We start from the raw sequence: 20,793 nt of genomic DNA, 5'->3' as shown, positions 1-20,793 counted from the left end.
CCCCAAGGCTGCGTGCAACACGGGTCCGTACGTGGTGTTCTTCGACTTCGATAAGTCGGACATCACCCCGCAGGCTGCGAGCATTCTCAACAGCGCCGTCACCGCTTACGCGAACTGCGGCACTGCAAGCGTGATGCTTGCCGGTCACACCGACCGTGCCGGTACGCCGAAGTACAACGTGGCTCTGGCCGAACGTCGTAACGCTGCTGTCAGCTCGTACCTGAGCGGTCGCGGTATCCCGGCTGCTCGCATCACTGGCGAAGCCTTCGGTGAAACCAAGCCGCGGGTTCCGACCGCCGACGGTGTGCGTGAAGCGCAGAACCGCCGCGTGGAAGTGACCTACGGTCCGGGTTCGGGCATGTAAGCCACTGTTCCCAAGGAACATGAAAAGGGGCCGGAGCAATCCGGCCCCTTTTTTATTGTGCGCCGATCAAGCGAGGAGTCGCAGGAGGCCAAGGCTCACCGCAAGCTCACCAATAGGCACAGCTCTCGCATAACGTGCCGTCCTGCTATCTGGTCAGTGCGCCAGGCGGGGCTGAACGGCGCAAGGCCGCGCCGGATCTGGCAGTGAGCCATCGCACCGAGCAGACGATGATTCGCTATGCCCACAGTTCAGACTGTGGGTGCCGTCATTATCGCCGGGTGCTGAGTCCGACGGGCCAGCCCGCCCACGTCCCCGAATTATTCGCCAGCAGCGGCCCGTGCCCGCTCCGCAATCGTCGCCTCGGCCTTTGGCAGGGTGCGATAGGCGTAGATCAGCAGCGCCAGCGATATCGGCGCCACCCCGATCAGCGATAGAACGCCAATCCGCATGCTCCCGCTCAGCTCGGAAATCTGCCCCACCATATACGGCCCGAGCCCAAGGCCGACCAAGGTTGTCGCGAGGAAGAACGAGGCCGTGGCGGTTCCGCGCATCCGCGGCAGCACCAGATCCTGCGTCGTCGCCGCAGCAGCTCCCAGCGCAGTGGCCGCGAACATCCCCGCAAGGAAGTTCATCAGGTAGAACAGAGCGGGGATTTCGGTGGTGAATCCGATCCAGATCGGAATGACCGGCGCGACAATGCCGAACATGATAACGAGGATTCGTCCCGACGGATTGCGAGAGCGCAGCCAATCCGACAGGCGCCCGCCGAGAATCACCCCGAGGAAGCCCGACACCGCACCGCTGCCGCCCAGCACGAAGGCCAGTTGGTCCTTGGGCAATTTGAGCACAGTCTCGGCATAGGGCGCCGACCAGAAGGCCAGCGCATAGGCACCCAGCGATACGAGCCCGTAGCCCAGCGCCGTGCAGATGAAGGCCGGGGTGCCCCAGATCAGGCTGAAGGTCGCCGGATCGTGCCGCCGCAGTGTCGACGCCCATGAGAACACCGCATAATAGCCGAAGGCGATCGACGACCATTGCGGCAGATTGCCGGTAAGCTCGATCATGATCAGCGCAAAACCGATCATCGCGGCCGCCATCACGAGATTCACGACCGCCGCCATCGGGCCGCGGCGCATCGCGTGGTACAGCGTGAACGGCGGCAACAGCATCGACAGGTCGATGAAGAAATCGACCAGCGGATGACGCCCGCCCACGGTCTCGGCAGCTGGCCGTGCCGGTTCACGCAGCGAGGCAACCCAGATCGCAAGCAGGATGCCCGGAATCCCCACGGCAAGGAAAGCAGCCTGCCAACCCACCAGTCCGGCGATTCCGCCGCCCGGATAGGCCGCGTCCCACACCTTCGAAATCTTGGCGCCGATCAGCAGCGAGACCCCGCCGCCGAGATAGAGGCCCGAGGAATAGATCGCCAAGGCCGTGGCGCGCTTTCGCGCCGGGAAATAATCCGAGATCAAGGAATAGGCCGTCGGACTGGCCGTCGCCTCGCCCACGCCCACGCCCATTCGCGCGAGTGACAGGGTCAGATAATTGCGCGCAAAGCCGGACAGCGCCGTCATCGCCGACCACAGCAACAGGCCGATGGTCAGCAGGCGCACCCGGTGCCAGCGGTCCGCCAAACGGCCAAGCGGGACACCGAACAGCGCATAGAACACCGCAAATGCCGCGCCGCCGAGAAAGCCGAGCTGACCGTCGGTCAGCTGAAGGTCGCGCTTGATGTCGACCGCCAGGATCGAGAGGATCTGCCGATCGATGAAGTTGAGGATATAGACCACAACCAGCACCCCGAGCACATACCAGCTGTAGGCGGGGACGGAATCCTCGCTGCGGCTCTCGGCCGCTTCGGCTTTATCGCTCAATGCTGATCCCCTATCCCGGATGCTCTGCTTATCGACCGGCGCGCTAGAGGCCGGTTACGCCTTATAGCGCGTGCTATCGACAATCCCCGCCTCGGCAAAACCCTTTTTCCTGAGGCGGCACGAATCGCATAACCCGCAGGCGAGGCCTTCGGGCGTCGGATCGTAACAGGACCAGCTCCAGGCCGGATCAAGCCCCAGCCGCGCGCATTCGCGGGCGATGTCGGCTTTGGTCATGTGTTGGAGCGGCGCGTGGATGGTGAACGGTGCGCCTTCGACCCCTGCCTTGGTGCCGAGCCGTGCGGTCTCAGCAAAGCTGGCGATGAATTCGGGGCGGCAATCGGGATAGCCCGAATAGTCGAGCGCATTGACCCCGATGAACACATCGCGCGCGCCTGCTGCTTCAGCGCAGGCGGTGGTGAGCGCAAGAAATACGAGATTGCGCGCCGGGACGTAGGTGACCGGAATGTCGTCCCCCACCCCGCCCTTGGGCACATCGATTGTATCGGTGAGCGCCGATCCGCCAAATGCCCGTAGGTCGAGCGCGATTGGGGTGTGGCGAACAAGGCCCAGTTGCATGGCGATACGTGCGGCGGATTCCAGCTCAAGCCGGTGACGCTGCCCGTAATCGACCGTCAGCGCATGGACCGCAAAGCCGGCTTCCTGCGCCAGGGCTGCCGTCACCATCGAATCCAGCCCGCCGGACAGCAGCACCACCGCCAGCGGCTGCGTGCGCGTATGTTCAGAACCGCTCATGCCGCGCAACTAACACGCACGCGCGCAAAGGCAATCGCGGCGGGTTTCAGCAGTCGCCGGTGCGGCGCGCTTCAGCGGTCAGTTGGAACGGCATGCCATTATGAATGCCTTGGCTTTCCAGCTGAACCAGCGCGCCGGTCTCGCGGCGGATGCTGGTGCGGCCATAGCCGTTGCCCGGGCAGGTATACTGCACCGTGACACGCGCGGCACCATCCTCGACCACGAACTGGCTGCACCCGCTTTCCCGGTGCATCAGCTGGATCAGCTCCGCGCCTGACTTGACGCAGATCTTGCGATCCCGCGCCACGCCGCGCTGCTTGATGGTCCACTCGCCCTTGGCCAGCGTGCCAAGCATCGCAAGGCCATTGCCCTGCGCCACCACCGGCACGGCAAACCACAGCGCCGCCCCGGCTGCAATCGCCCCCAAAGCAAGTACGTGCATTCTGCTGTCGGTTCGATCGGTCATGCCTGTCCTCATGGCAGCTTTCTGCCGCGTCCCATTGCACATTTTGGCCGAAACGCGCCTGATGTGGTGCTTTTTTCGACGAAACGTCAGATCGATAGCGCGAAAGTGCGCGAACAGAAGGCGCAGTCGACCGCGATCAGGCCGTCGGTGCCGCGCATCTCTTCCTGCTCGTCGGCCGGGAAACGCGCGATGATCGTCTCGTAATGCGCCGCACTGCACCGGCATCCGCGCGAAAGCGCCGCACCGGGCACGACCCGGACCTCGTCTTCCTCATGGAACAAGCGCCACGCGATCGCCTCCAGCGAAAGCGTCCGGTCGAGCAGTTCGTCATGGCTGATCGAGCCGGCCATCACCGCAACATGCTCCCAATCGGGATGGTCGAGACGAACGTGCAGCCGTTCGCGCCCTTCTTCGCCATCGGCGAGGTGCTGGATCAGCAGCCCTGCGGCCATCCGCCCGCTTGCACCGGCACGGCTGGCGACGCGAATCAGCGTCGGGATCTGTTCGGACTGGCTGAAATAGCTCTCGCACGCTTCGGCGAGGCTATCGCCTTCCAGCGGGACGATCCCCTGATAGCGCTTATTGCCCTCGGCTTCGAATGTCATCGCGAGATAGCCTTCGCCGAACAGCGTCTGGAGCGCGGGATTGGAACCGAGCTTCGCCAGCCGCTCAGCATCGAAATCGGCATAGCCGCGCACGGCGCCGTCGCGATAATCGACCACCAGCAGTTTCACGATCCCGCCCTGCGTCTGCGCCTGCATGGTGAGCTGCGCGGCGTCGCCCTTCAGCAATCCGCCCATCAGCGTGCCCAGCACCAGTGCTTCGCCCAGCAGATGCGTGATCGGCGCGGGATAATCATGCGCCGAGAGCACCTGCTCCAGCACGCTATCCATCCGCACGATACGCCCGCGCGCGCTGCGGCCCGGCAGGGTGAAGCCCATCAGGGTGTCGGCGAAGGTCTCGGTCATGTTGGTCGTGTCAGTCATGCCGCGCCATATGGGGATCGAACGCGGGCTGCGAAAGACCCCCGCTGACTCCCCCCTAGGTGCCGAGCAGCCCGAAACTCCACAACAGCACCGATTTCTGCGCGTGGATGCGGTTTTCGGCCTCGTCGAACACCACCGATTGCGGGCCTTCGAAGACCTCTTCGCTGACTTCCTCGTCCACATGGGCGGGGAGGCAGTGGAGGAACACCGCATCGGGCTTCGCCTGCGCCATCAGCGCGGCGTTCACCTGATAGGGGGCCATCGCCGCGAGCTTGTTGTGGACGTGCTCCTGCCCCATCGAAATCCAGGTATCGGTCACGATCACATCGGCCCCGCGCGCGGCGGCGGCGGCATCCTGCGTCAGCGTGACGGTCGCCCCGCCAGCCCGCGCCAGTTCGACGAAGGCCGGATCAGGCTCGTAACCCGTCGGGGTCGCCACGCGGACGTTGAACTTCATCAGCCCGGCAGCCTCAAGGATCGAGTGCAGCACATTATTGCCATCGCCGAACCACGCGACCTCGAGCCCCGGCAGCGCCTTGCCATGCTCGATCACGGTGAGCAGATCGGCCATGATCTGGCAGGGGTGCGACATATCGGTCAGGCCGTTGATCACCGGCACCGTGGCATGGCGCGCCATCTCCTCGATCTTGGCGTGATCATCGGTGCGCAGCATGATGCCATCGACCATCCGGCTGAGCACGCGCGCGGTATCCGCGATGCTCTCCCCCCGGCCCAGCTGGCTGGAGGCCGAATCGAGCAGCAGTACGCTCCCACCCAGCTGGCGCATCGCGATGTCGAAGCTGACGCGGGTGCGGGTGGAGTTCTTCTCGAACACCAGCGCCAGCACCCGGCCCTTGAGCGGGGCATCGGCATCGGGCGCGCCTTTCGGCAGGCCCACACGCGCCGCCTTGCGATCAATCGCATCATTGATCATCGCCGCGATATCATCACCGCCCGCATCCGCGAGGTTGAGGAAGTGGCGGAACGCCCCAGTGCCCCCGGTCATGCGGCCTCGGGCACCTTGAAGCTCGCCGCGCCGGCCGACAGCTTGTCGAAGAACTCGTCGATCTCGGCATCGCCGATCACCAGCGGCGGGATAATGCGGATGGTGTTGTCGCCCGCCGCCACGGTCAGCAGTTGGTGATGATCACGCAAGTGCACGTAGAACGGACGGCTTTCCATCTTCATCTTGAGGCCCAGCATCAGACCCTTGCCGCGCACCAGTTCGAACAGCTCCGGGTAATTGCCGATAAACTGCTCAAGGCGCGAGCGCAGGCGCTCCCCCTTTTCGGTGACGGAGGCGAGGAATTCCTCATTCGCCACGGCGTCCATGACCGCCATACCGGCGGCCATCGCCAGCGGGTTGCCGCCATAGGTCGATCCGTGGGTGCCGAAGGTCATGCCACGCGCGGCGTGCTCGGTGGCGATACAGGCGCCAAGCGGGAAGCCGCCGCCGATGCCCTTCGCGGTCGCCATGATGTCCGGCTCAATCCCGTAATGCTCATAGGCATAGAGCTTGCCGGTGCGCGCGACGCCGCACTGCACTTCATCGAGGATCAGCATCAAGCCGTGTTCGTCACACAGCGCACGCAGGCCCGCCATGAACGCCTGCGAGGCCGGACGAATCCCGCCCTCGCCCTGGATCGGTTCAACCAGAATGCCCGCGGTGTGCGGCCCGATCAGCGCCTTGGCCGCTTCCAGATCATCGAAGGGCGCATACTTGAACCCTTCGAGCAGAGGGGCAAAGCCGTGGTGCATCTTGGTCTGGTTCGACGCAGAGATGGTCGCCATCGTCCGGCCGTGGAAGGCATTGTGGAAGGTGATGATCTCGAACCGGCTGGCATCACCCGCCCCGTTTGCGTTTTCTGGGCCCGCGTTCTGGTGATAGGCGCGCGCGGTCTTGATCGCGCATTCGACCGCCTCGGCGCCCGAATTGGTGAAGAACACCGTGTCGCCGAAAGTCGTGTCGACCAGTGTCTGCGCCAGTCGCTCACCCTGCGGGCTGCCATAGAGGTTCGAGACGTGCATCAGCGTCGCGGCCTGTTGCTGGATCGCGCCGATCAACCCTTCATGCGAATGGCCGAGCAGGTTCACCGCAATGCCGCTGGCGAAATCGAGATAGCGGGTGCCATCCTCGTCGATGAGATGGCAGTGCTCGCCGCGCACCGGCCGGACACCGCAACGCGGATAGACGGGCATGAGCGGGGTAATCGACATGGGCTTTGTCCTGAATTGTGAGAATCGGGGGGGGCTTGAAACGCAAATGGCGGCCCTGAACCAGAGCCGCCATCTACAATCCGGTAATCTTCCGCTGACCCTGCGTCAAACCGCGGGGGGCGGTTTCGGCCGAGGTCAGCCTTCGATCGGTGCCAGATTGACGGCGGAATATTTTCCGCGTCGATCGACTTCAAGATCGAATTCGTAGCGTTCGCCTTCGTTCAAGGCCGAAAGCCCCGAACGCTCGACCGCGCTGATGTGGACGAAAGCATCGGGCTGGCCGTCATCACGGACGAGGAAGCCGAAGCCCTTCATCCCGTTGAAGAACTTGACCGTGCCCTTGGCGCGCTCACCCGTCAGCTCGCGAGCCGGAGCAGCGGGCTTGGCCGCCACTGCGATAACATCGCCGACAACCTGGAGATCCTGCGCCGACACCTTGCCGCCGCGATCCACGAGATTGTACTGGAGCTCCTGCCCTTCAGCGAGGCCTTCAAGACCAGCACGCTCGACTGCGCTGATGTGAACGAACACATCTTCGCCGCCGCCTTCTTGCTGAATGAAGCCGAAGCCCTTCTGCGTGTTGAAGAACTTCACCGTGCCCTTGCCGGTACCAACGATCTGGGCAGGCATGCGCGGCGCGCCGCTGAAGCCACCGCCGCCGGGACCACGCGGGCCGCCGCTGAAGCCGCCACCGCCGCTGCGCGGGGCACCGCCACCGCCGCCGCCGTAGCGATCACCGCCGCCGCCGCCGCCGCCAAATCGGTCGCCACCGCCACCGAAGCGATCACCGCCTCCGCCGAATTCGCGCGGAGGCGAGAAACCATCATTCCCACCGCCAAACGGATCGAAGCCATCTTCGCCGAAACCGTCGCGCTTATCGCGTCCGCGCCGGCGTCCCCTATCGTAACCCATAGATCAGTACGTACCTTAGCCACACTGCCCGGCCTCAATCGCGCCGATGTCGTGGACAGTGAGCCGCACCGGAGCCGGACGCGCCGAGCTTGTGGTCCGGCGCGCACGTGTGAAACACATAGCGCACAAAAGCTTGCTTTGCGAACGATTTTACCGAGGGCCCGTTTGGCGTGCCGCCGCCGCGCAGCTGTGCTTGTGCGCCAGACCCGCTTTGGGCATGAAAGGCGGCAACAACACTGGACCAGGCACTGGGGAAAGCAGGACGTATCATGAGCGATTTTCGCCAACTGACCGAAAATGTGCTGGTGAGCCCGCAACTTGCGCTGGAGGATGTCGCGGCGGCTGCGGCGCTGGGCGTGGGTCTCATCGTCAATAATCGCCCCGATGGCGAGGAACCCTCGGCACCGCAGGGGGACGAGATCGCGGCAGCAGCGGCAGCGGCGGGGATGAATTACGTCGCCATCCCGATCGGCCACGCCGGCTTCAGCGAACCGCAAGTTAACGCGATGATCGACGCGCTGGAACAGGCCGAGGGCCCGATTCTCGCCTATTGCCGTTCGGGCACCCGCTCGACCTTGTTGTGGGCGCTGGCCGCCGCCAAGCAGGGCGTCGCGCCGGACGACATCGCCCGCACAGCGGCGCGGGCAGGCTATGACGTCAGCCCGATTCGCGCGATGATCGACATGCTCGCCGCGCGCTGAGGCGCTCCGACATGAATGTCCCGCCATTGCTGGTGCAGACCTTGGGGTCGTTGCTCGCGATCCTTGCGCTGGCGGGTTTAGCATGGTGGCTGAAGCTGGGTGGGTCTCCGACGCTCGCCAGTGATGATGATGTGCGGCGCGCGGCGGGCGAAGTGGAGGATGGCTTCACCCCGGTTGCCACCGCCCACGATGGCAAGGGCGCGCTCGCCCGCGATGCGGCCGGGCGGATCATGGTCATCAAGCGCCACGGCAACCGCTTTGCCGGGCGGGTGCTCGGACCCGGAACCACGGCAAGACTGTGGCGCGATTTGGGGCAAACCGCGGTCGAAGTCGATTGCGGCGAGATGCGCTTCGGCAAAGTGTTTCTCGACATCCCGGACGCCGAGACTTGGGCCGAGGCGATCAATCGGCTAAGCAGACCGCAGGATGCCTGACTTCAACCCCACCCAATATGCCGTGCCGCTGTTTGTGCTGGCGGTGCTGGCCGAGATGATCTGGGCCAAGCTGCGCGCGCCGGAAGCCTATGAGCCGAAAGACACGCTCGTCAGCCTGTCGTTTGGCCTGGGCTCGACCGTCGCGGGGGCGCTGCTGGGCGGTTTCGCCATCACTGTGATGCTGCTGGCCTATGAGTGGCGGTTCATCGATTTCGGGCCGGAATGGTGGGCGGTGTGGTGGGCGTGGCCGGTCTGCTTCGTGCTCGACGATCTCAAATATTACTGGGTCCATCGCGCCGGTCACCGCATCCGCTGGATGTGGGCGAGCCATGTGAACCACCATTCGAGCCAGCACTACAACCTGTCGACCGCGTTGCGGCAGAGCTGGACCGGAGCCTTCACCTTCGGGGTGCTGTTCGCCATCCCCTTGGTGCTGCTGGGCTTCCACCCGGTGATGATCGCGATCTGCGGCGGGTTCAATCTCATCTACCAGTTCTGGATCCACACCGAGGCGATCAAGCGGATGCCGGCGTGGTTCGAAGCGGTGATGAACACCCCCAGCCACCACCGCGTCCACCATGCGACCAACCCGCGCTATCTCGACACCAATTACGCGGGCGTGTTCATCATCTGGGACAAGCTATTCGGCACCTTTACCCCCGAGGTCGATGACGAGCCGATCCGCTATGGCATCGTCAAGCAGCTCGGCAGTTTCAATCTGTTGTGGTCGGTGTTCCACGAATGGATCGGGATGATTGGCGACATCTGGCGTGCGCCGTGGAAGCATAAGCTCAGCTACCTGCTGCGCGAACCCGGCTGGAGCCATGACGGCAGCCGCGAAACCTCTGACATGATCAGGGCCAAGTGGCAGGCCCGCACCGGCGAGGTTGCGCCCGTTGCAACTTCAGTGGCGGATCGAAACCCGATTGCAGGCAGCCAAGAAGCTGCCTAATCTCCTCCGCCAAAGGGAGAGATCATGGAAAGTTTCGACTACATCGTCATCGGCGGTGGCAGTGCCGGTAGCGCTGTCGCAGGGCGGCTCGCGGTGGATGGCACGCGCCGGGTGTGCCTGCTGGAAGCGGGCGGGCGCAACGACAATGTCTGGATCAAGACACCGGGCTTCATGCCCTTCATCCCCGAAAAATCGAACTACCGCTACGAAACCGTTCCGCAAAAGGGCCTGAACGGTCGCACCGGATACCAGCCGCGCGGACGCGGGCTCGGCGGTTCGTCGGCGATCAACGCGATGGTCTATATCCGCGGCAACCGCTGGGATTATGACAACTGGGCGGCAATGGGCTGCACCGGCTGGGCCTATGACGACGTGCTCCCCTACTTCAAACGCGCCGAGGCGAATGAGCGCGGCGGGGACGATTTCCACGGCGCGGGCGGGCCCTTGTTCGTTTCTGACCAGACCGCCGCCAACCCTGCGTCCTACGCCTTTGTCGAAGCGGCCGCCGCGCTCCAGCTGCGCACCAATGCCGACTTCAATGGCGCGCAACAGGACGGCTTTGGCCTGTATCAGGTCACGCAGCGCAAGGGCGAACGCTGGTCAGCGGCCCGCGCCTATGTCGAGCCGATCCGCGATGCGGGGAACTTTGCGGTGCGCACCGATACGCTGGTCGAGAAGCTGGTGATCGAGGGCGGGCGCGTCACCGGGGTGCAGATTCGTCGCGGGGGCCAGTCCGAAACCCTGCTCGCCCGGCGCGGGGTTGTGCTGAGCGCGGGTGCGTTCAATTCTCCGCAAATCCTGATGCTGTCGGGCATCGGCCCGGCGGATCATCTGAAGGCGCACGGGATCGACGTGGTGCTGGATCGCCCGGCGGTGGGCGGCAACCTTCAGGACCACATCGACTACGTCTCCGGCTGGGAGACAGAGAGCGATATTCCGATCGGCAGCACGCTGAAAGGCACGCTCAAGATGGCAGCGGCCATGGTCGAGCACCGCCGCAAGCGGACGGGGGTGATGACCACGCCCTATGCCGAGGCGGGCGGGTTCTGGAGCGTGATGTCGGATGCGCCTGCGCCCGATGTGCAGTGGCACTTTGTCCCCGCGGTCCTGGAGGATCACGGGCGCGAGAAGGTGAAGGCACATGGCTTCTCGCTCCACGCCTGCGTGCTGCGGCCCGAGAGCCGCGGGACGGTGCGGCTGGGCAGCGGAGACGCGGCCGCCGCGCCGGTGATCGATCCAAACTTCCTCGCCGATGATCGCGACATGGCGGTGCTGCGCGCCGGTGTGCGCCTGTCGCACCGGATCGCCGAGGCGCCGCCGATGCGGGCATTCGGCCCGAAGGATCGCCACCCCGTCGACCTGCATGATGATGCCGCGCTCGACGAACTGATCCGCAGCCGCGCGGACACGGTCTATCACCCCGTCGGCACCTGCCGGATGGGCAATGACCCGGATGCGGTGGTCGATCCGACGCTGAAGCTCAACGGGCTGGAGGGCTTGTGGGTGGCGGATGCGAGCATCATGCCCAAGCTGGTCAGCGGCAACACCAATGCGCCGAGCATCATGATCGGTGAGCGTTGCGCCGACTTCGTGATGGCAGCGGAAAGAGCCTGAGCCCCACATCGATGTAGCGTGCTGCTCCGGCCCGAAGGGCCGCGAGCGCACGCGCGCGAGCCGCAGGCGCTCAAGCCCGAAGGGCTTGAAACAGCGCCGAGGACGCTCGCCCGGAGGCGCAAGCGAAAGACAAAAAAAGGCCGGAGACGCTCAAGGCGGCTCCGGCCATATTCAGTCTGTTCGTTCGCAGGAGGAACGGGGTGAGGCGGGGGGAGAGGAGAGGGAGAGAGAGGTCTCCCCCCGCCAAGCTTGGTAGAGAGGGGCTTAGTTGTAAGCCCGCTCCCCATGTTCGGAGATGTCGAGACCGTTGGTTTCGGCTTCGGCGTCGGGGCGCAGGCCCAGGGTGTACTTGAGGATCAGGAACAGCACGGCCGAGACAACGCCGGTCCACACGATGGTGGTGCCCACCGCCCAGCACTGGGTGATGACTTGGCCGACCATGTCGAACTCGCCAGCGACAGCCACCGGAGCGGTGTAATCGATCCAGCCCTGACCGCCGAGCGCGGGGTCAGCGACAATGCCGGTGCCAATCGCGCCAACAATCCCGCCGACGGCATGGATGCCGAAGACATCGAGGCTGTCGTCGTAGTTCAGCTTGTTCTTCACCGTGGTGACGAAGAAGTAGCAAACCACCGAAGCCACAGCGCCGAGGATGATAGCGGTGCCGGGGTGGGCAAAGCCTGCCGCCGGAGTGATCGCCACAAGGCCAGCCACTACACCCGAGACCGCGCCGAGCAGCGAGGGCTTCTTGTGGGTGATCTGTTCGATGATCGCCCAAGCCGCACCGGCTGCTGCCGTGGCAACGAAGGTGTTGATGAAGGCAAGGGCAGCGAAGGCGTTGGATTCGAGCGCCGAGCCGGCGTTGAACCCGAACCAGCCGATCCACAGCAGGCTGGCGCCGATCATGGTCATCACCAAGTTGTGCGGGGGCATGGGCTCCTTCTTGTAGCCGATGCGCGGGCCGATGATGAGGCAGCCGATCAGACCAGCGATCCCGGCGTTGATGTGCACCACGGTGCCACCAGCGAAGTCGAGCGCGCCCCAGCCCCACAGCAGACCCATGTCAGTGGGCGCAGTGTGCAGGAAGTCCGGACCGGCCCAGTACCACACCATGTGTGCGATCGGGAAATAGGCGAGCGTCATCCAGGCGACCACGAAGATGATCAGCGAGGTGAACTTCACGCGCTCGGCAAAGGCGCCAACGATCAGGGCCGGCGTGATGCAGGCGAAGGTCATCTGGAACATCACGAAGACGAGTTCCGGCAGGTAGACCCCATTGGAGAAGGTCGCCGCCAGCGATGTGACGCTGACCCCCTTGAGGAACGCCTTGTCGAGCCCGCCGAACAGCGTCGGGAAGGGCGTGCCAGTGGAAGTGAAGGCCATCGAGTAGCCCCAGCCGAACCATACCAGCGCAGCAACGCAGACGATGGTGAGCACCTGCATCAGCACGCTCAGCATGTTCTTGGCGCGCACGAGGCCGCCATAGAACAGCGCGAGCGCAGGCACGCTCATCATCAGCACAAGCGCGGTCGAGACCATCATCCAGGCGACATCGCCCTTGTTGACCATCTCGGCGGTGGGGGTGAAGGCGGCAGGCGCGGCTTCGGCGGCGGCAGCGGCCGCATCGGCCACAGGCGCAGCAAAGGCTGGCGCGGCGAGCATGATTGCTCCCGTTGCCAGCGCCGCAGTTGTCGAGAGAATACGCTTCATTGCATGGCCCCTTTAAAGCGCGGTTTCGCCGGACTCGCCGGTGCGGATGCGAGTGGCGGACGCGAGATCCAGAACGAAGATCTTGCCGTCGCCGATCGCGCCCGTGTTGGCGGTCTGCTGGATGGTTTCGACCACCTGCGCGGCGATTTCGTCGCTGGCAGCGATCTCGAGCTTCACCTTGGGAAGCATGTTGGTGGAGTATTCGGCACCGCGGTAGATTTCGGTCTGACCCTTTTGCCGACCGAAGCCCTTGACCTCGGTGACGGTCATCCCGGCAATGCCGATGCCGCTCAGCGCTTCACGAACGGTGTCGAGCTTGAACGGTTTGATAATGGCGATGATGAACTTCATCTGTGGCCCCTGTTGCACCGGATTGGTCCGGCCACGGGATACACAGCAACAAGCGTGCCACATTCGTGTAACGGGGCTGACGCAACGGAATCAGCGCCTTTCTTCGCACTTGCAAAAGAATCTGTGCCTAACAATTAGGCAAGTGATTAACGATTGTGCAAGATTTGCGCTGAAGTGCGCTGCAACTTAGCTCTCGTCGCCAGCGATATAGCGGTCGGTCGCGCGGGTTGGCAGGCCGTCGATGCTGCGGGTGCGTAGCGCCATCTTGGCTTCCCACGCCGCCGGGTCGGACTGGCGATGTGCCTTTTTCAGCGTATCGCGCTCGCCCTCCAGCGTCATGAAGGGCACGCCCCAGCCGCACGACGACTGGACGCTCTCGACCGCGATGTCGAAGATCTGCCGCGTGCCGGGCATCAGCGTGAAATGCGCCGCCAGCCCCTCCCACGCGGCATCCTGCGGCAACACCGCCCGTCCGCGCCCATAAATGCGCAGGATCAGTGCAGGCTGCTGGAAATTGCAGAACATCAGCGTGATCCGCCCCTGATCGGCCTGCTCCGCGGCGAGATGCGCGTGAGTCTCGTTACCCGAACCGCCGAGGTCGAGATAGGCGACCCGCGTGGGCGACAGCACGCGGAAGGCGTCATAACCCTTGGGGCTGAGGTTGATCCGCCCCTCCGCCGCTGCGCTGGCGACAAAGAACACCGGCTGGGCGGCGATCATGGCGATGTGCTTTTCGTTCAGTGCCTCGAAGAAATCCGCCATCGCCGCCTCCGTATGCTCAGAGAAAATCGCGCAAGGTGGCGATGAAGCGGTCGAACTGGTCGTGGTGGAGCCAGTGGCCGGCCTTCTCGAACTCGATCACGCTCGCGGTCTTGAAGTGGGCGATCCGCCCGTCCTTCTCCGGGTTCGATGCCCAGCTGTCCGCCCCGTAGAGCAGCAGCGTCGGGCAGGAGATCGCCCCCCATAGCTGCTCGATGAACTCATCGCCGATGTCCTCGACCGGCCAGACGTTGAGGTGCGGATCGAACTTCCAGCTATAGGTGCCGTCCTCGTTGCGGTTGACGCCGTGGACGGTGAGGTGCCGCGCCTGTTCCTCGGTGAGGTAGGCGTTCTCCTCGATCATCCGCGCGAATGCGGCTTCGATGCTCTCGTATTTGCGCGGTGAGCGCCCGGCGGCCTTGCGCTTCTTCTCGATAAATTCGGCAAGGCGCTCGGGATAATGCACCGCGCGCTGCTTGGCGCGCCATTCGGGCGAGGGACCGAGGCCTTCGATCGCCACCAGCTTGGTCACCATATCAGGGAAGGCGCCTGCATAGCGCAGCGCCACGTTGCCGCCCATCGAGTGCGCCACCATCCGCACCGGGCCCACGCCGAGCTGATGGATCAGCTGGGCAAGGTCATAGACCATGTCACCAGCGGAATAGACCCCGTCCGACACCCAGTCAGAATCGCCATGCCCGCGGTGATCCATCGCAATGACGTGGTAATCGGCACTCAGCGCCTCGGCGGTCCAGTCCCACGAGCGCGCATGATCGCGCCCGCCATGCACCAGCACCAGCGGCGGCTTCCCGCGCCCGCCCCAATCGAGGTAATTCAGGCGAAGGCGCTGCGAAATAAAGGTCTGCGAGGTCGGGCCGGCGGTGTGCATAAGCCTGCCATGCCGCGAACCTCGGCCTGCCGCAAGACTACCGTTCCTTCGTGGCCGAGAAGGTCAGCTGCGGGTTCTTCTCGACCTGATAGCTCACGTCCCACGGGCTCTTGGCCATGAACACGTAATCGCCGTCGCGGTCGCGGGCGAGGTTGGCGCGGTTGAACCCGGCGAATTCCTCCAGCGTCTTCTCGTCGCCCTTGATCCAGCGCGCGGTGGCGAAGGGGGAGGGTTCGAGCACGGCTTCGACCTTGTATTCCGCCTCAAGCCGCGAAATCAGCACTTCGAGCTGAAGTTGGCCGACCACCCCGACGATGTGGGCCGAGCCGATGTCCGGGTAAAACACCTGGATCACGCCCTCTTCACTGAGATCGTCCAAGGCCTTGCGAAGCTGCTTGGTCTTGGTCGGATCGCGCAATTGCACCCGGCGCAGGATTTCCGGCGCGAAGTTCGGCAGGCCGGTGAAGCGCACCTGATTACGCTCCGACAGGGTATCGCCCACCCGCAGGGTGCCGTGGTTCGGAATGCCGATGATGTCGCCCGCTTCCGCCGTGTCGGCGAGTTCACGGTCCTGCGCGAAGAACAGGATCGGCGAATGCACCGCAATCGGCTTGCCGAGGCCGCTCGGCGTCAGCTTCATCCCGCGTTTGAAGGTGCCCGAAACCTGCCGCATGAAAGCGATCCGGTCGCGGTGGTTGGGGTCCATGTTGGCCTGCACCTTGAAGATGAAGCCGGTGACTTCGTCGCGCTCCGGGCTGATCTGCTCTTCGCCCGCAGGCTGGGGCCGCGGCGGCGGGGCGTAGCGGGAAATGGCGTCGATCAATTCGGTGACGCCGAAGTTCTTCAGCGCCGATCCGAAATAGACCGGGGTGAGATCGCCGTTGCGGAAGGCCTCAAGGTCGAACTCGGGATAGCCGCCGCGCGCCAGCTCGATCTCGTCGGCGAAGCGTTCGGGGATCGCGGCGGTGTCGCGGGTGCCGAGGTATTCGCGGCTCGGCCCTTCCGGGCGGCCAATGGTGCCGGTCGCGAAATCGAGCAGACCTTCGAACTCGCCGCCCATACCAATCGGCCACATCTGCGGGCTGACATCGAGCGCCAGCATGTCCGCCACCTCGTCCAGCGTCTCGAAGGGATCGCGGCCCTCGCGGTCGACCTTGTTGACGAAGGTGATGATCGGCACGCTGCGCAGGCGGCACACCTCGAACAGCTTGCGGGTCTGCGGCTCGATGCCCTTCGCGGCGTCGATCACCATCACCGCCGAATCCACCGCGGTCAACGTGCGGTAGGTGTCCTCCGAGAAATCCTCGTGCCCCGGCGTGTCGAGCAGGTTGAAGACGATCCCGTCCTTCTGGAAGGTCATCACCGAGGACGTGACCGAGATCCCGCGCTGCTGCTCGATCTTCATCCAGTCAGACCGCGCGCGCCGCGCCTGCCCGCGCGCCTTGACCTCGCCCGCCAAATGGATCGCCCCTCCTTGCAGCAGCAGCTTTTCGGTGAGCGTGGTCTTCCCCGCGTCAGGGTGCGAGATGATCGCGAAGGTGCGGCGATTGGAGGTCATTGCGGGTCGCGCGCGACGCGGAAGCCCGCGAAGTCCTGGTTGACCGGCATCAGCTCGATCCGGTTGATGTTGAGATGCGGCGGCAGGTTCGCGATCCACAGGATCGTGTCGGCGATGTCCTGCCCGGTCATCGGATTGACCCCGCGATAGAGATCGTCCGACGCCTGCTGGCTGCCGGTGCGGACCACGGTGAACTCGGTCTCGACCATGCCCGGCTCGATGCTGGTCACGCGCACGCCGGTGCCGTGGAGATCGGCACGCAGGGCCAGCGTGAAGTGGTTGGCGAAGGCTTTGGACCCGGCATAGACGTTGCCGCCGGGATAGAGGTAGCTCCCTGCGACCGAGCCGATGGCGATGATCGCGCCGCGCCGTTCGATCAGCAGCGGCAGCAGCTTGCGGGTCAACACCACCATCGCGGTGATGTTGGTGTCGATCATCGTGTGCCAGTCATTCAGATCGGCGTTTTGCGCAGGGGTGAGGCCTTGGGCGAGACCCGCGTTGTTCACCAGCAGATCAATGTCGCGGAAGCCCTCGGGCAGCGCGGCGAGCGCGGCATCGAGCGCGGCGGTGTCACGCACGTCGAAGCAGGCGGCGTGAACCTTGTCCGCGCCCAGCTCTGCGACCAGGGCGTCAAGCCGCTCCTGCCGCCGTCCGGTGGCAACGCAGCGCCAGCCGTTCGCGACCAGCGTGCGCACAGTCGCAAGACCGATTCCGGCGGTGGCCCCGGTGACAAACGCCGTTTTCATCCGCGTAGCTCCGCGCCCAGCTTGGTGGCGGCAGCCACAACCCTTTCGGCGATGGCCTTGAGGTCGGCGTCCTTGAAGCTGGTCTCGCCCGGCTGGAGCGTCACTTCGACCGCGACGGACTTGTGGCCTTCCGGCACGCCTTGGCCGGCGAAGACATCGAACACGCGCACGCCGGTGATTGCGGCCTTGTCCGCGCCCTGGACCGCGCGCACCAGATCGCCCGCTGCCAGCGTGGCCGGGACGAGGAAGGCGAAGTCGCGAGTCACGGCTTGCAACGCAGGCGGGGTGAAGCCGGGACGGGCAAAGGCCGCGCCCTTCTTCGCCGGGATCGCATCGAGGAACAGCTCAACCGCCGCAATCGGGCCGTCGACGTCGAAGGTCTTGAGCGTCGCAGGATGCACCATCCCGAAGCGCGCCAGCACGGTCTTGGGGCCAAGCCGCAGGGTCGCCGACTGGCCGGGGTGGAACTGCGGCCCCGCCTCCCCCATCACCATCAGATTGGCGACCGGTGCGCCCGCCGCTTCAAGCAGTTGGAGCGCCAGCGCCTTGGCATCATAGGCGTCGAACGGCTTGGTCTTGCCCGATTGCCAGCCGCGCGGCGTCTTCTCGCCCGCCAGCACGATGCCGAGGGTGGGCTTCTCGTCGCTGAGGCCATCGGCGGCCCGGAAGTAGCGCCGCCCGATCTCGAATAAGCGCGAGGCCGCCGCGCCGCGATCCGCATTGCGCTTGGCCGCCATCAACAGGCCGGGCAGCAGCGACGGACGCATGGCCTTCATGTCCTCGCTGATCGGATTGGCGAGCACCCACGGCCGGTCGTTACCATTAGCGAAATGGTCCGCGGCCCATTCAGGCAGGAAGCTCCATGTGATCGCTTCGTTGAGCCCGCTCGCGGCAGCAGCACGACGCAGGCCGCGTTCGAGCTTTTGTTGCGGCGTTGCGGTGGGGCGGGCGACGCCCTCTGTGCGCGGAAGCGCGACGCTGGCGACCTTGTCGAGGCCGTGGATGCGCACAACCTCTTCGACCAGATCGGCCGGGCCTTCGATGTCGTGGCGGCGCAGGGGGCTAGTCACTTGCCCGTCGCTGCTGACGTTGAAGCCGAGACTTTCGAGAATGCGCTTCTGTTCGGCCTCCGGCACGCCCACGCCGCCGAGGCGCGTTGTCAGTCCGGGGTCGAAGGTGATCACCTTCGCGGTGCTCGGCGGCGAACCGGCGCGGACGACTTCGCTCGGAGTCCCGCCTGCGAGTTCGACAATTAGACCGGTCAGGAGATCAAGGCCCTGATCGAGGAACTCAGGATCAACCCCGCGCTCGAACCGGGTGCGCGCATCGCTCGACAGCCCCAGCTTGCGCCCGGTCGCGCCGATGCGGGCCGGATCGAAATAGGCGATTTCGAGCAGCACATCGGTGGTCGTCTCCGACACACCCGAATGCTCGCCGCCCATGATCCCGGCGATGTCGTGCACGCCGTTGTCATCGGCGATCACCATCATCTCGGCATCAAGCGTGTAGGTCTTCTCGTTGAGCGCCAGCACCTCTTCGCCGTCCTTCGCCCGCCGCGCCACCACCGCGCCCGAGAGCTTGGCAAGGTCATAGGCGTGCGCCGGACGGCCGAAGCCTAGCATCAAGTAGTTGGTCAGATCGACCAGCAGCGAGATCGGGCGCTGGCCCGCGCTCTTGAGCCGCGCCTGAAGCCACTCAGGCGAGGGGCCATTTGTCACGCCAGTTACCACGCGGCCGTAGAAGGCGGGGCAGCCCTCGGCATCGTCGGTGCGGATTTCGACCGGGCAGGCGCCCGCCGCGGTGAACGCCGGCTTGGCAATCGGCTTCAGCGTCCCCAGCCCCTTGGCCGCCAGATCGCGAGCGATGCCATAGACACCCATGCAGTCCGGGCGGTTGGGGGTCACGGCGACTTCGATCACAGGGTCAGCGCCGTGATAGTCGGCGAAACTCACACCCACCGGCGCGTCAGCGGGCAGTTCGATGATGCCATCGTGATCGTCGCCCAGCTCCAGCTCGCGGGTCGAGCACATCATGCCGTTCGATTCGACGCCGCGGATCGCGCTCTTCTTCAGCACCATGCCGTTGGCGGGCACCACTGCGCCGGGGAGGCCCAGCACGCCCTTCATCCCGGCGCGGGCATTGGGGGCGCCGCAGACGACTTGCAGCGGATTGCCATCGCCGGTGTCGACGGTGAGCACCTGAAGCTTGTCGGCATCGGGGTGGCGCGCGGCGGTCAGCACATGAGCGATGCGGAAGCCTGCCAGCTTTTCGGCCGGGTCTTCCACGCCCTCGACTTCCAAGCCGATGGCGTTCAGGCCGTCGCAGATTTCGGCCACCGAAGCGGTCGTTTCAAGGTAATCCTTGAGCCAGGTCAGCGAGAACTTCATGCGCGCGCTCCCACACCAGCGGAGAGGGTCGGCTGATCGAACGGCGAGAAACCGTAATGCGCCAGCCAGCGCGGATCGCCGTCGAAGAAGGCGCGCAGGTCGTTCATCCCGTATTTGAGCATCGCGATACGGTCGATCCCGAGGCCGAAGGCGAAGCCCTGCCACTCTGCCGGATCAAGCCCGGCGAATTCGAGCACGCGGGCATTGACCATCCCGCTGCCACCGATTTCCATCCACGCATGGCCCGGCGCATCGCCGTGACCGCCGACCACGCGGCGACCGCCTTCGTTCGAATAGCCGACATCGACTTCGACGCTCGGCTCGGTGAAGGGGAAGTAGCTCGGGCGCAGGCGCAACACGATATCCTCACGCTCGAAGAAGGCCTTGAAGAAGGTCTCCAGCGTCCACTTGAGGTGGCCGAGGTGGATGTCCTTGTCGATCACCAGCCCTTCGACCTGATGGAACATCGGGGTATGCGTCGCGTCGCTGTCGCTGCGATAAACCCGGCCCGGCGCGATAATGCGGATCGGCGCGCCCTGATCGAGCATTGAACGGATCTGGACGGGCGAGGTGTGGGTACGCAGGAGCACATCCTTCCCCTCGGCGGTCTTGTCCGGGAAGTAGAACGTGTCGTGCATCGCCCGCGCCGGGTGCGTCTCGTCCATGTTGAGCGCGGTGAAATTGTGCCAGTCGTCCTCGATCTCGGGGCCGGTGGCGACCGCAAATCCCAAGTCGGCGAAGATTTCGGCGAGTTCGTCCATCACCTGGCTGACCGGATGCACCGATCCCTTGGGTGCGGCCTGCGCCGGCAGCGTCAGGTCGATCGTCTCGCGCGCCAGCTGTTCTTCCAGCGCGGCGGCTTCCAGCGCGGCTTTCTTCGCATCCAGCGCCTCAGCAATCGCAGCGCGGGCGGATTGGATCGCGGGCGCCGCGGCGGTGCGTTCTTCGGGGTTCATCCCCCCCAGTGTCTTCAGGGCAAGGCTCACCCAGCCCTTCTTGCCGAGCGTTTCGAGCCGCTGCGCTTCAAGCGCATCGAGGGTGGCTGACGCCGCAATCGCGGCCAGCGCAGCCTCTGTCTGGGATGGTATGTCGGTCATGGCCTCGGGTCATCTGCACGCAG

At 64.9% G+C, this 20,793-nt stretch carries 20 protein-coding genes; 5 read left to right on the top strand and 15 right to left on the bottom strand.

Annotated features, from left to right (window positions below; translation table 11 throughout):
* On the top strand, window positions 1-364 hold a 364-nt coding region (locus GVM20_RS10500; RefSeq protein ID WP_199799550.1), incomplete at its 5' end, for an OmpA family protein.
* 317 nt (window positions 365-681) lie between these two features.
* On the opposite strand, the gene GVM20_RS10495 is transcribed toward GVM20_RS10500, so the two are convergent.
* The 7 genes from GVM20_RS10495 to GVM20_RS16455 all read right to left on the bottom strand — a co-directional run bounded on the left by GVM20_RS10495 (window position 682) and on the right by GVM20_RS16455 (window position 7,572).
* Window positions 682-2,238, bottom strand: coding sequence for a spinster family MFS transporter (locus GVM20_RS10495; RefSeq protein WP_166547137.1), 1,557 nt, complete (start codon window positions 2,236-2,238; stop codon window positions 682-684).
* 54 nt (window positions 2,239-2,292) lie between these two features.
* The gene (gene queC, locus GVM20_RS10490) at window positions 2,293-2,991 is read right to left on the bottom strand and encodes a 7-cyano-7-deazaguanine synthase QueC (protein WP_166547136.1); all 699 of its coding nucleotides are present in this window, start codon (window positions 2,989-2,991) and stop codon (window positions 2,293-2,295) included.
* A gap of 46 nt (window positions 2,992-3,037) precedes the next feature.
* Window positions 3,038-3,457 (bottom strand): DUF3617 domain-containing protein, encoded by a 420-nt coding sequence (locus GVM20_RS10485; RefSeq protein ID WP_234031949.1) that lies wholly within the window; start codon window positions 3,455-3,457, stop codon window positions 3,038-3,040.
* 86 nt (window positions 3,458-3,543) lie between these two features.
* A complete protein-coding gene (gene hslO, locus GVM20_RS10480) occupies window positions 3,544-4,443 on the bottom strand; it encodes an Hsp33 family molecular chaperone HslO (RefSeq protein ID WP_166547135.1) in 900 nt (299 codons plus the stop codon).
* 55 nt (window positions 4,444-4,498) lie between these two features.
* The gene (gene argF / locus GVM20_RS10475) at window positions 4,499-5,449 is read right to left on the bottom strand and encodes an ornithine carbamoyltransferase (protein ID WP_166547134.1); all 951 of its coding nucleotides are present in this window, start codon (window positions 5,447-5,449) and stop codon (window positions 4,499-4,501) included.
* On the bottom strand, window positions 5,446-6,660 hold the full coding sequence (locus GVM20_RS10470) for an aspartate aminotransferase family protein (protein ID WP_166547133.1): 1,215 nt from the start codon (window positions 6,658-6,660) through the stop codon (window positions 5,446-5,448). The genes argF and GVM20_RS10470 overlap by 4 nt, the downstream gene beginning before the upstream one ends.
* A 135-nt stretch (window positions 6,661-6,795) precedes the next feature.
* Window positions 6,796-7,572: a cold-shock protein gene (locus GVM20_RS16455; protein WP_166547132.1), complete on the bottom strand. Its 777-nt coding sequence runs from the start codon at window positions 7,570-7,572 to the stop codon at window positions 6,796-6,798.
* 269 nt (window positions 7,573-7,841) lie between these two features.
* Between GVM20_RS16455 and GVM20_RS10460 the strand changes: the two genes are divergently transcribed.
* From GVM20_RS10460 to GVM20_RS10445, 4 genes are read left to right on the top strand one after another with little or no spacing between them, the layout of a single operon-like run.
* A complete protein-coding gene (locus GVM20_RS10460; protein WP_166547131.1) occupies window positions 7,842-8,273 on the top strand; it encodes a protein tyrosine phosphatase family protein in 432 nt (143 codons plus the stop codon).
* An 11-nt stretch (window positions 8,274-8,284) separates the two neighbouring features.
* Window positions 8,285-8,707 (top strand): hypothetical protein, encoded by a 423-nt coding sequence (locus tag GVM20_RS10455; RefSeq protein WP_166547130.1) that lies wholly within the window; start codon window positions 8,285-8,287, stop codon window positions 8,705-8,707.
* Window positions 8,700-9,659, top strand: coding sequence for a sterol desaturase family protein (locus GVM20_RS10450; protein WP_166547129.1), 960 nt, complete (start codon window positions 8,700-8,702; stop codon window positions 9,657-9,659). Before GVM20_RS10455 ends, GVM20_RS10450 begins: the two co-directional genes overlap by 8 nt.
* Window positions 9,660-9,683: 24 nt before the next feature.
* On the top strand, window positions 9,684-11,273 hold the full coding sequence (locus tag GVM20_RS10445; RefSeq protein ID WP_166547128.1) for a GMC family oxidoreductase: 1,590 nt from the start codon (window positions 9,684-9,686) through the stop codon (window positions 11,271-11,273).
* A gap of 264 nt (window positions 11,274-11,537) precedes the next feature.
* On the opposite strand, the gene GVM20_RS10440 is transcribed toward GVM20_RS10445, so the two are convergent.
* The 8 genes from GVM20_RS10440 to pheS all read right to left on the bottom strand — a co-directional run bounded on the left by GVM20_RS10440 (window position 11,538) and on the right by pheS (window position 20,770).
* Complete coding sequence (locus GVM20_RS10440; protein ID WP_166547127.1) at window positions 11,538-12,983, bottom strand: ammonium transporter; 1,446 nt, start codon at window positions 12,981-12,983, stop codon at window positions 11,538-11,540.
* Between the two features lie 12 nt (window positions 12,984-12,995).
* Window positions 12,996-13,334: a P-II family nitrogen regulator gene (locus GVM20_RS10435; protein WP_066531788.1), complete on the bottom strand. Its 339-nt coding sequence runs from the start codon at window positions 13,332-13,334 to the stop codon at window positions 12,996-12,998.
* A 186-nt stretch (window positions 13,335-13,520) separates the two neighbouring features.
* The gene (locus GVM20_RS10430) at window positions 13,521-14,096 is read right to left on the bottom strand and encodes a pyridoxamine 5'-phosphate oxidase family protein (protein WP_166547126.1); all 576 of its coding nucleotides are present in this window, start codon (window positions 14,094-14,096) and stop codon (window positions 13,521-13,523) included.
* Between the two features lie 16 nt (window positions 14,097-14,112).
* Complete coding sequence (locus tag GVM20_RS10425) at window positions 14,113-14,982, bottom strand: alpha/beta fold hydrolase (protein ID WP_166547125.1); 870 nt, start codon at window positions 14,980-14,982, stop codon at window positions 14,113-14,115.
* 37 nt (window positions 14,983-15,019) lie between these two features.
* Window positions 15,020-16,540: a peptide chain release factor 3 gene (locus tag GVM20_RS10420; protein ID WP_166547124.1), complete on the bottom strand. Its 1,521-nt coding sequence runs from the start codon at window positions 16,538-16,540 to the stop codon at window positions 15,020-15,022.
* Window positions 16,537-17,286, bottom strand: coding sequence for an SDR family NAD(P)-dependent oxidoreductase (locus GVM20_RS10415; RefSeq protein ID WP_166547123.1), 750 nt, complete (start codon window positions 17,284-17,286; stop codon window positions 16,537-16,539). The genes GVM20_RS10420 and GVM20_RS10415 overlap by 4 nt, the downstream gene beginning before the upstream one ends.
* Complete coding sequence (gene pheT / locus GVM20_RS10410) at window positions 17,283-19,673, bottom strand: phenylalanine--tRNA ligase subunit beta (RefSeq protein WP_166547122.1); 2,391 nt, start codon at window positions 19,671-19,673, stop codon at window positions 17,283-17,285. Before pheT ends, GVM20_RS10415 begins: the two co-directional genes overlap by 4 nt.
* Window positions 19,670-20,770, bottom strand: coding sequence for a phenylalanine--tRNA ligase subunit alpha (pheS, locus tag GVM20_RS10405; protein WP_166547121.1), 1,101 nt, complete (start codon window positions 20,768-20,770; stop codon window positions 19,670-19,672). The genes pheT and pheS overlap by 4 nt, the downstream gene beginning before the upstream one ends.
* Window positions 20,771-20,793: the final 23 nt, after the last annotated feature.

The sequence above is a fragment of the Porphyrobacter sp. SLTP genome, from assembly GCF_009905735.1.
Classification (GTDB): domain Bacteria; phylum Pseudomonadota; class Alphaproteobacteria; order Sphingomonadales; family Sphingomonadaceae; genus Erythrobacter.
The sequence above is the reverse complement of the archived record's forward strand: the minus strand, read 5'-3'. Positions and strand labels throughout refer to the sequence as shown.

What these genes read in the sequence shown, in the direction of transcription:
- GVM20_RS10440 (WP_166547127.1), bottom strand. Translation starts at nt 12,983, where the DNA reads ATGAAGCGTATTCTCTCGACAACTGCGGCGCTGGCAACGGGAGCAATC.
- GVM20_RS10485 (WP_234031949.1), bottom strand. Translation starts at nt 3,457, where the DNA reads ATGACCGATCGAACCGACAGCAGAATGCACGTACTTGCTTTGGGGGCG.
- GVM20_RS10450 (WP_166547129.1), top strand. Translation starts at nt 8,700, where the DNA reads ATGCCTGACTTCAACCCCACCCAATATGCCGTGCCGCTGTTTGTGCTG.
- queC (WP_166547136.1), bottom strand. Translation starts at nt 2,991, where the DNA reads ATGAGCGGTTCTGAACATACGCGCACGCAGCCGCTGGCGGTGGTGCTG.
- GVM20_RS16455 (WP_166547132.1), bottom strand. Translation starts at nt 7,572, where the DNA reads ATGGGTTACGATAGGGGACGCCGGCGCGGACGCGATAAGCGCGACGGT.
- GVM20_RS10415 (WP_166547123.1), bottom strand. Translation starts at nt 17,286, where the DNA reads ATGAAAACGGCGTTTGTCACCGGGGCCACCGCCGGAATCGGTCTTGCG.
- GVM20_RS10425 (WP_166547125.1), bottom strand. Translation starts at nt 14,982, where the DNA reads ATGCACACCGCCGGCCCGACCTCGCAGACCTTTATTTCGCAGCGCCTT.
- GVM20_RS10435 (WP_066531788.1), bottom strand. Translation starts at nt 13,334, where the DNA reads ATGAAGTTCATCATCGCCATTATCAAACCGTTCAAGCTCGACACCGTT.
- hslO (WP_166547135.1), bottom strand. Translation starts at nt 4,443, where the DNA reads ATGACTGACACGACCAACATGACCGAGACCTTCGCCGACACCCTGATG.
- pheS (WP_166547121.1), bottom strand. Translation starts at nt 20,770, where the DNA reads ATGACCGACATACCATCCCAGACAGAGGCTGCGCTGGCCGCGATTGCG.
- GVM20_RS10470 (WP_166547133.1), bottom strand. Translation starts at nt 6,660, where the DNA reads ATGTCGATTACCCCGCTCATGCCCGTCTATCCGCGTTGCGGTGTCCGG.
- GVM20_RS10420 (WP_166547124.1), bottom strand. Translation starts at nt 16,540, where the DNA reads ATGACCTCCAATCGCCGCACCTTCGCGATCATCTCGCACCCTGACGCG.
- GVM20_RS10430 (WP_166547126.1), bottom strand. Translation starts at nt 14,096, where the DNA reads ATGGCGGATTTCTTCGAGGCACTGAACGAAAAGCACATCGCCATGATC.
- GVM20_RS10460 (WP_166547131.1), top strand. Translation starts at nt 7,842, where the DNA reads ATGAGCGATTTTCGCCAACTGACCGAAAATGTGCTGGTGAGCCCGCAA.
- pheT (WP_166547122.1), bottom strand. Translation starts at nt 19,673, where the DNA reads ATGAAGTTCTCGCTGACCTGGCTCAAGGATTACCTTGAAACGACCGCT.
- GVM20_RS10455 (WP_166547130.1), top strand. Translation starts at nt 8,285, where the DNA reads ATGAATGTCCCGCCATTGCTGGTGCAGACCTTGGGGTCGTTGCTCGCG.
- GVM20_RS10445 (WP_166547128.1), top strand. Translation starts at nt 9,684, where the DNA reads ATGGAAAGTTTCGACTACATCGTCATCGGCGGTGGCAGTGCCGGTAGC.
- argF (WP_166547134.1), bottom strand. Translation starts at nt 5,449, where the DNA reads ATGACCGGGGGCACTGGGGCGTTCCGCCACTTCCTCAACCTCGCGGAT.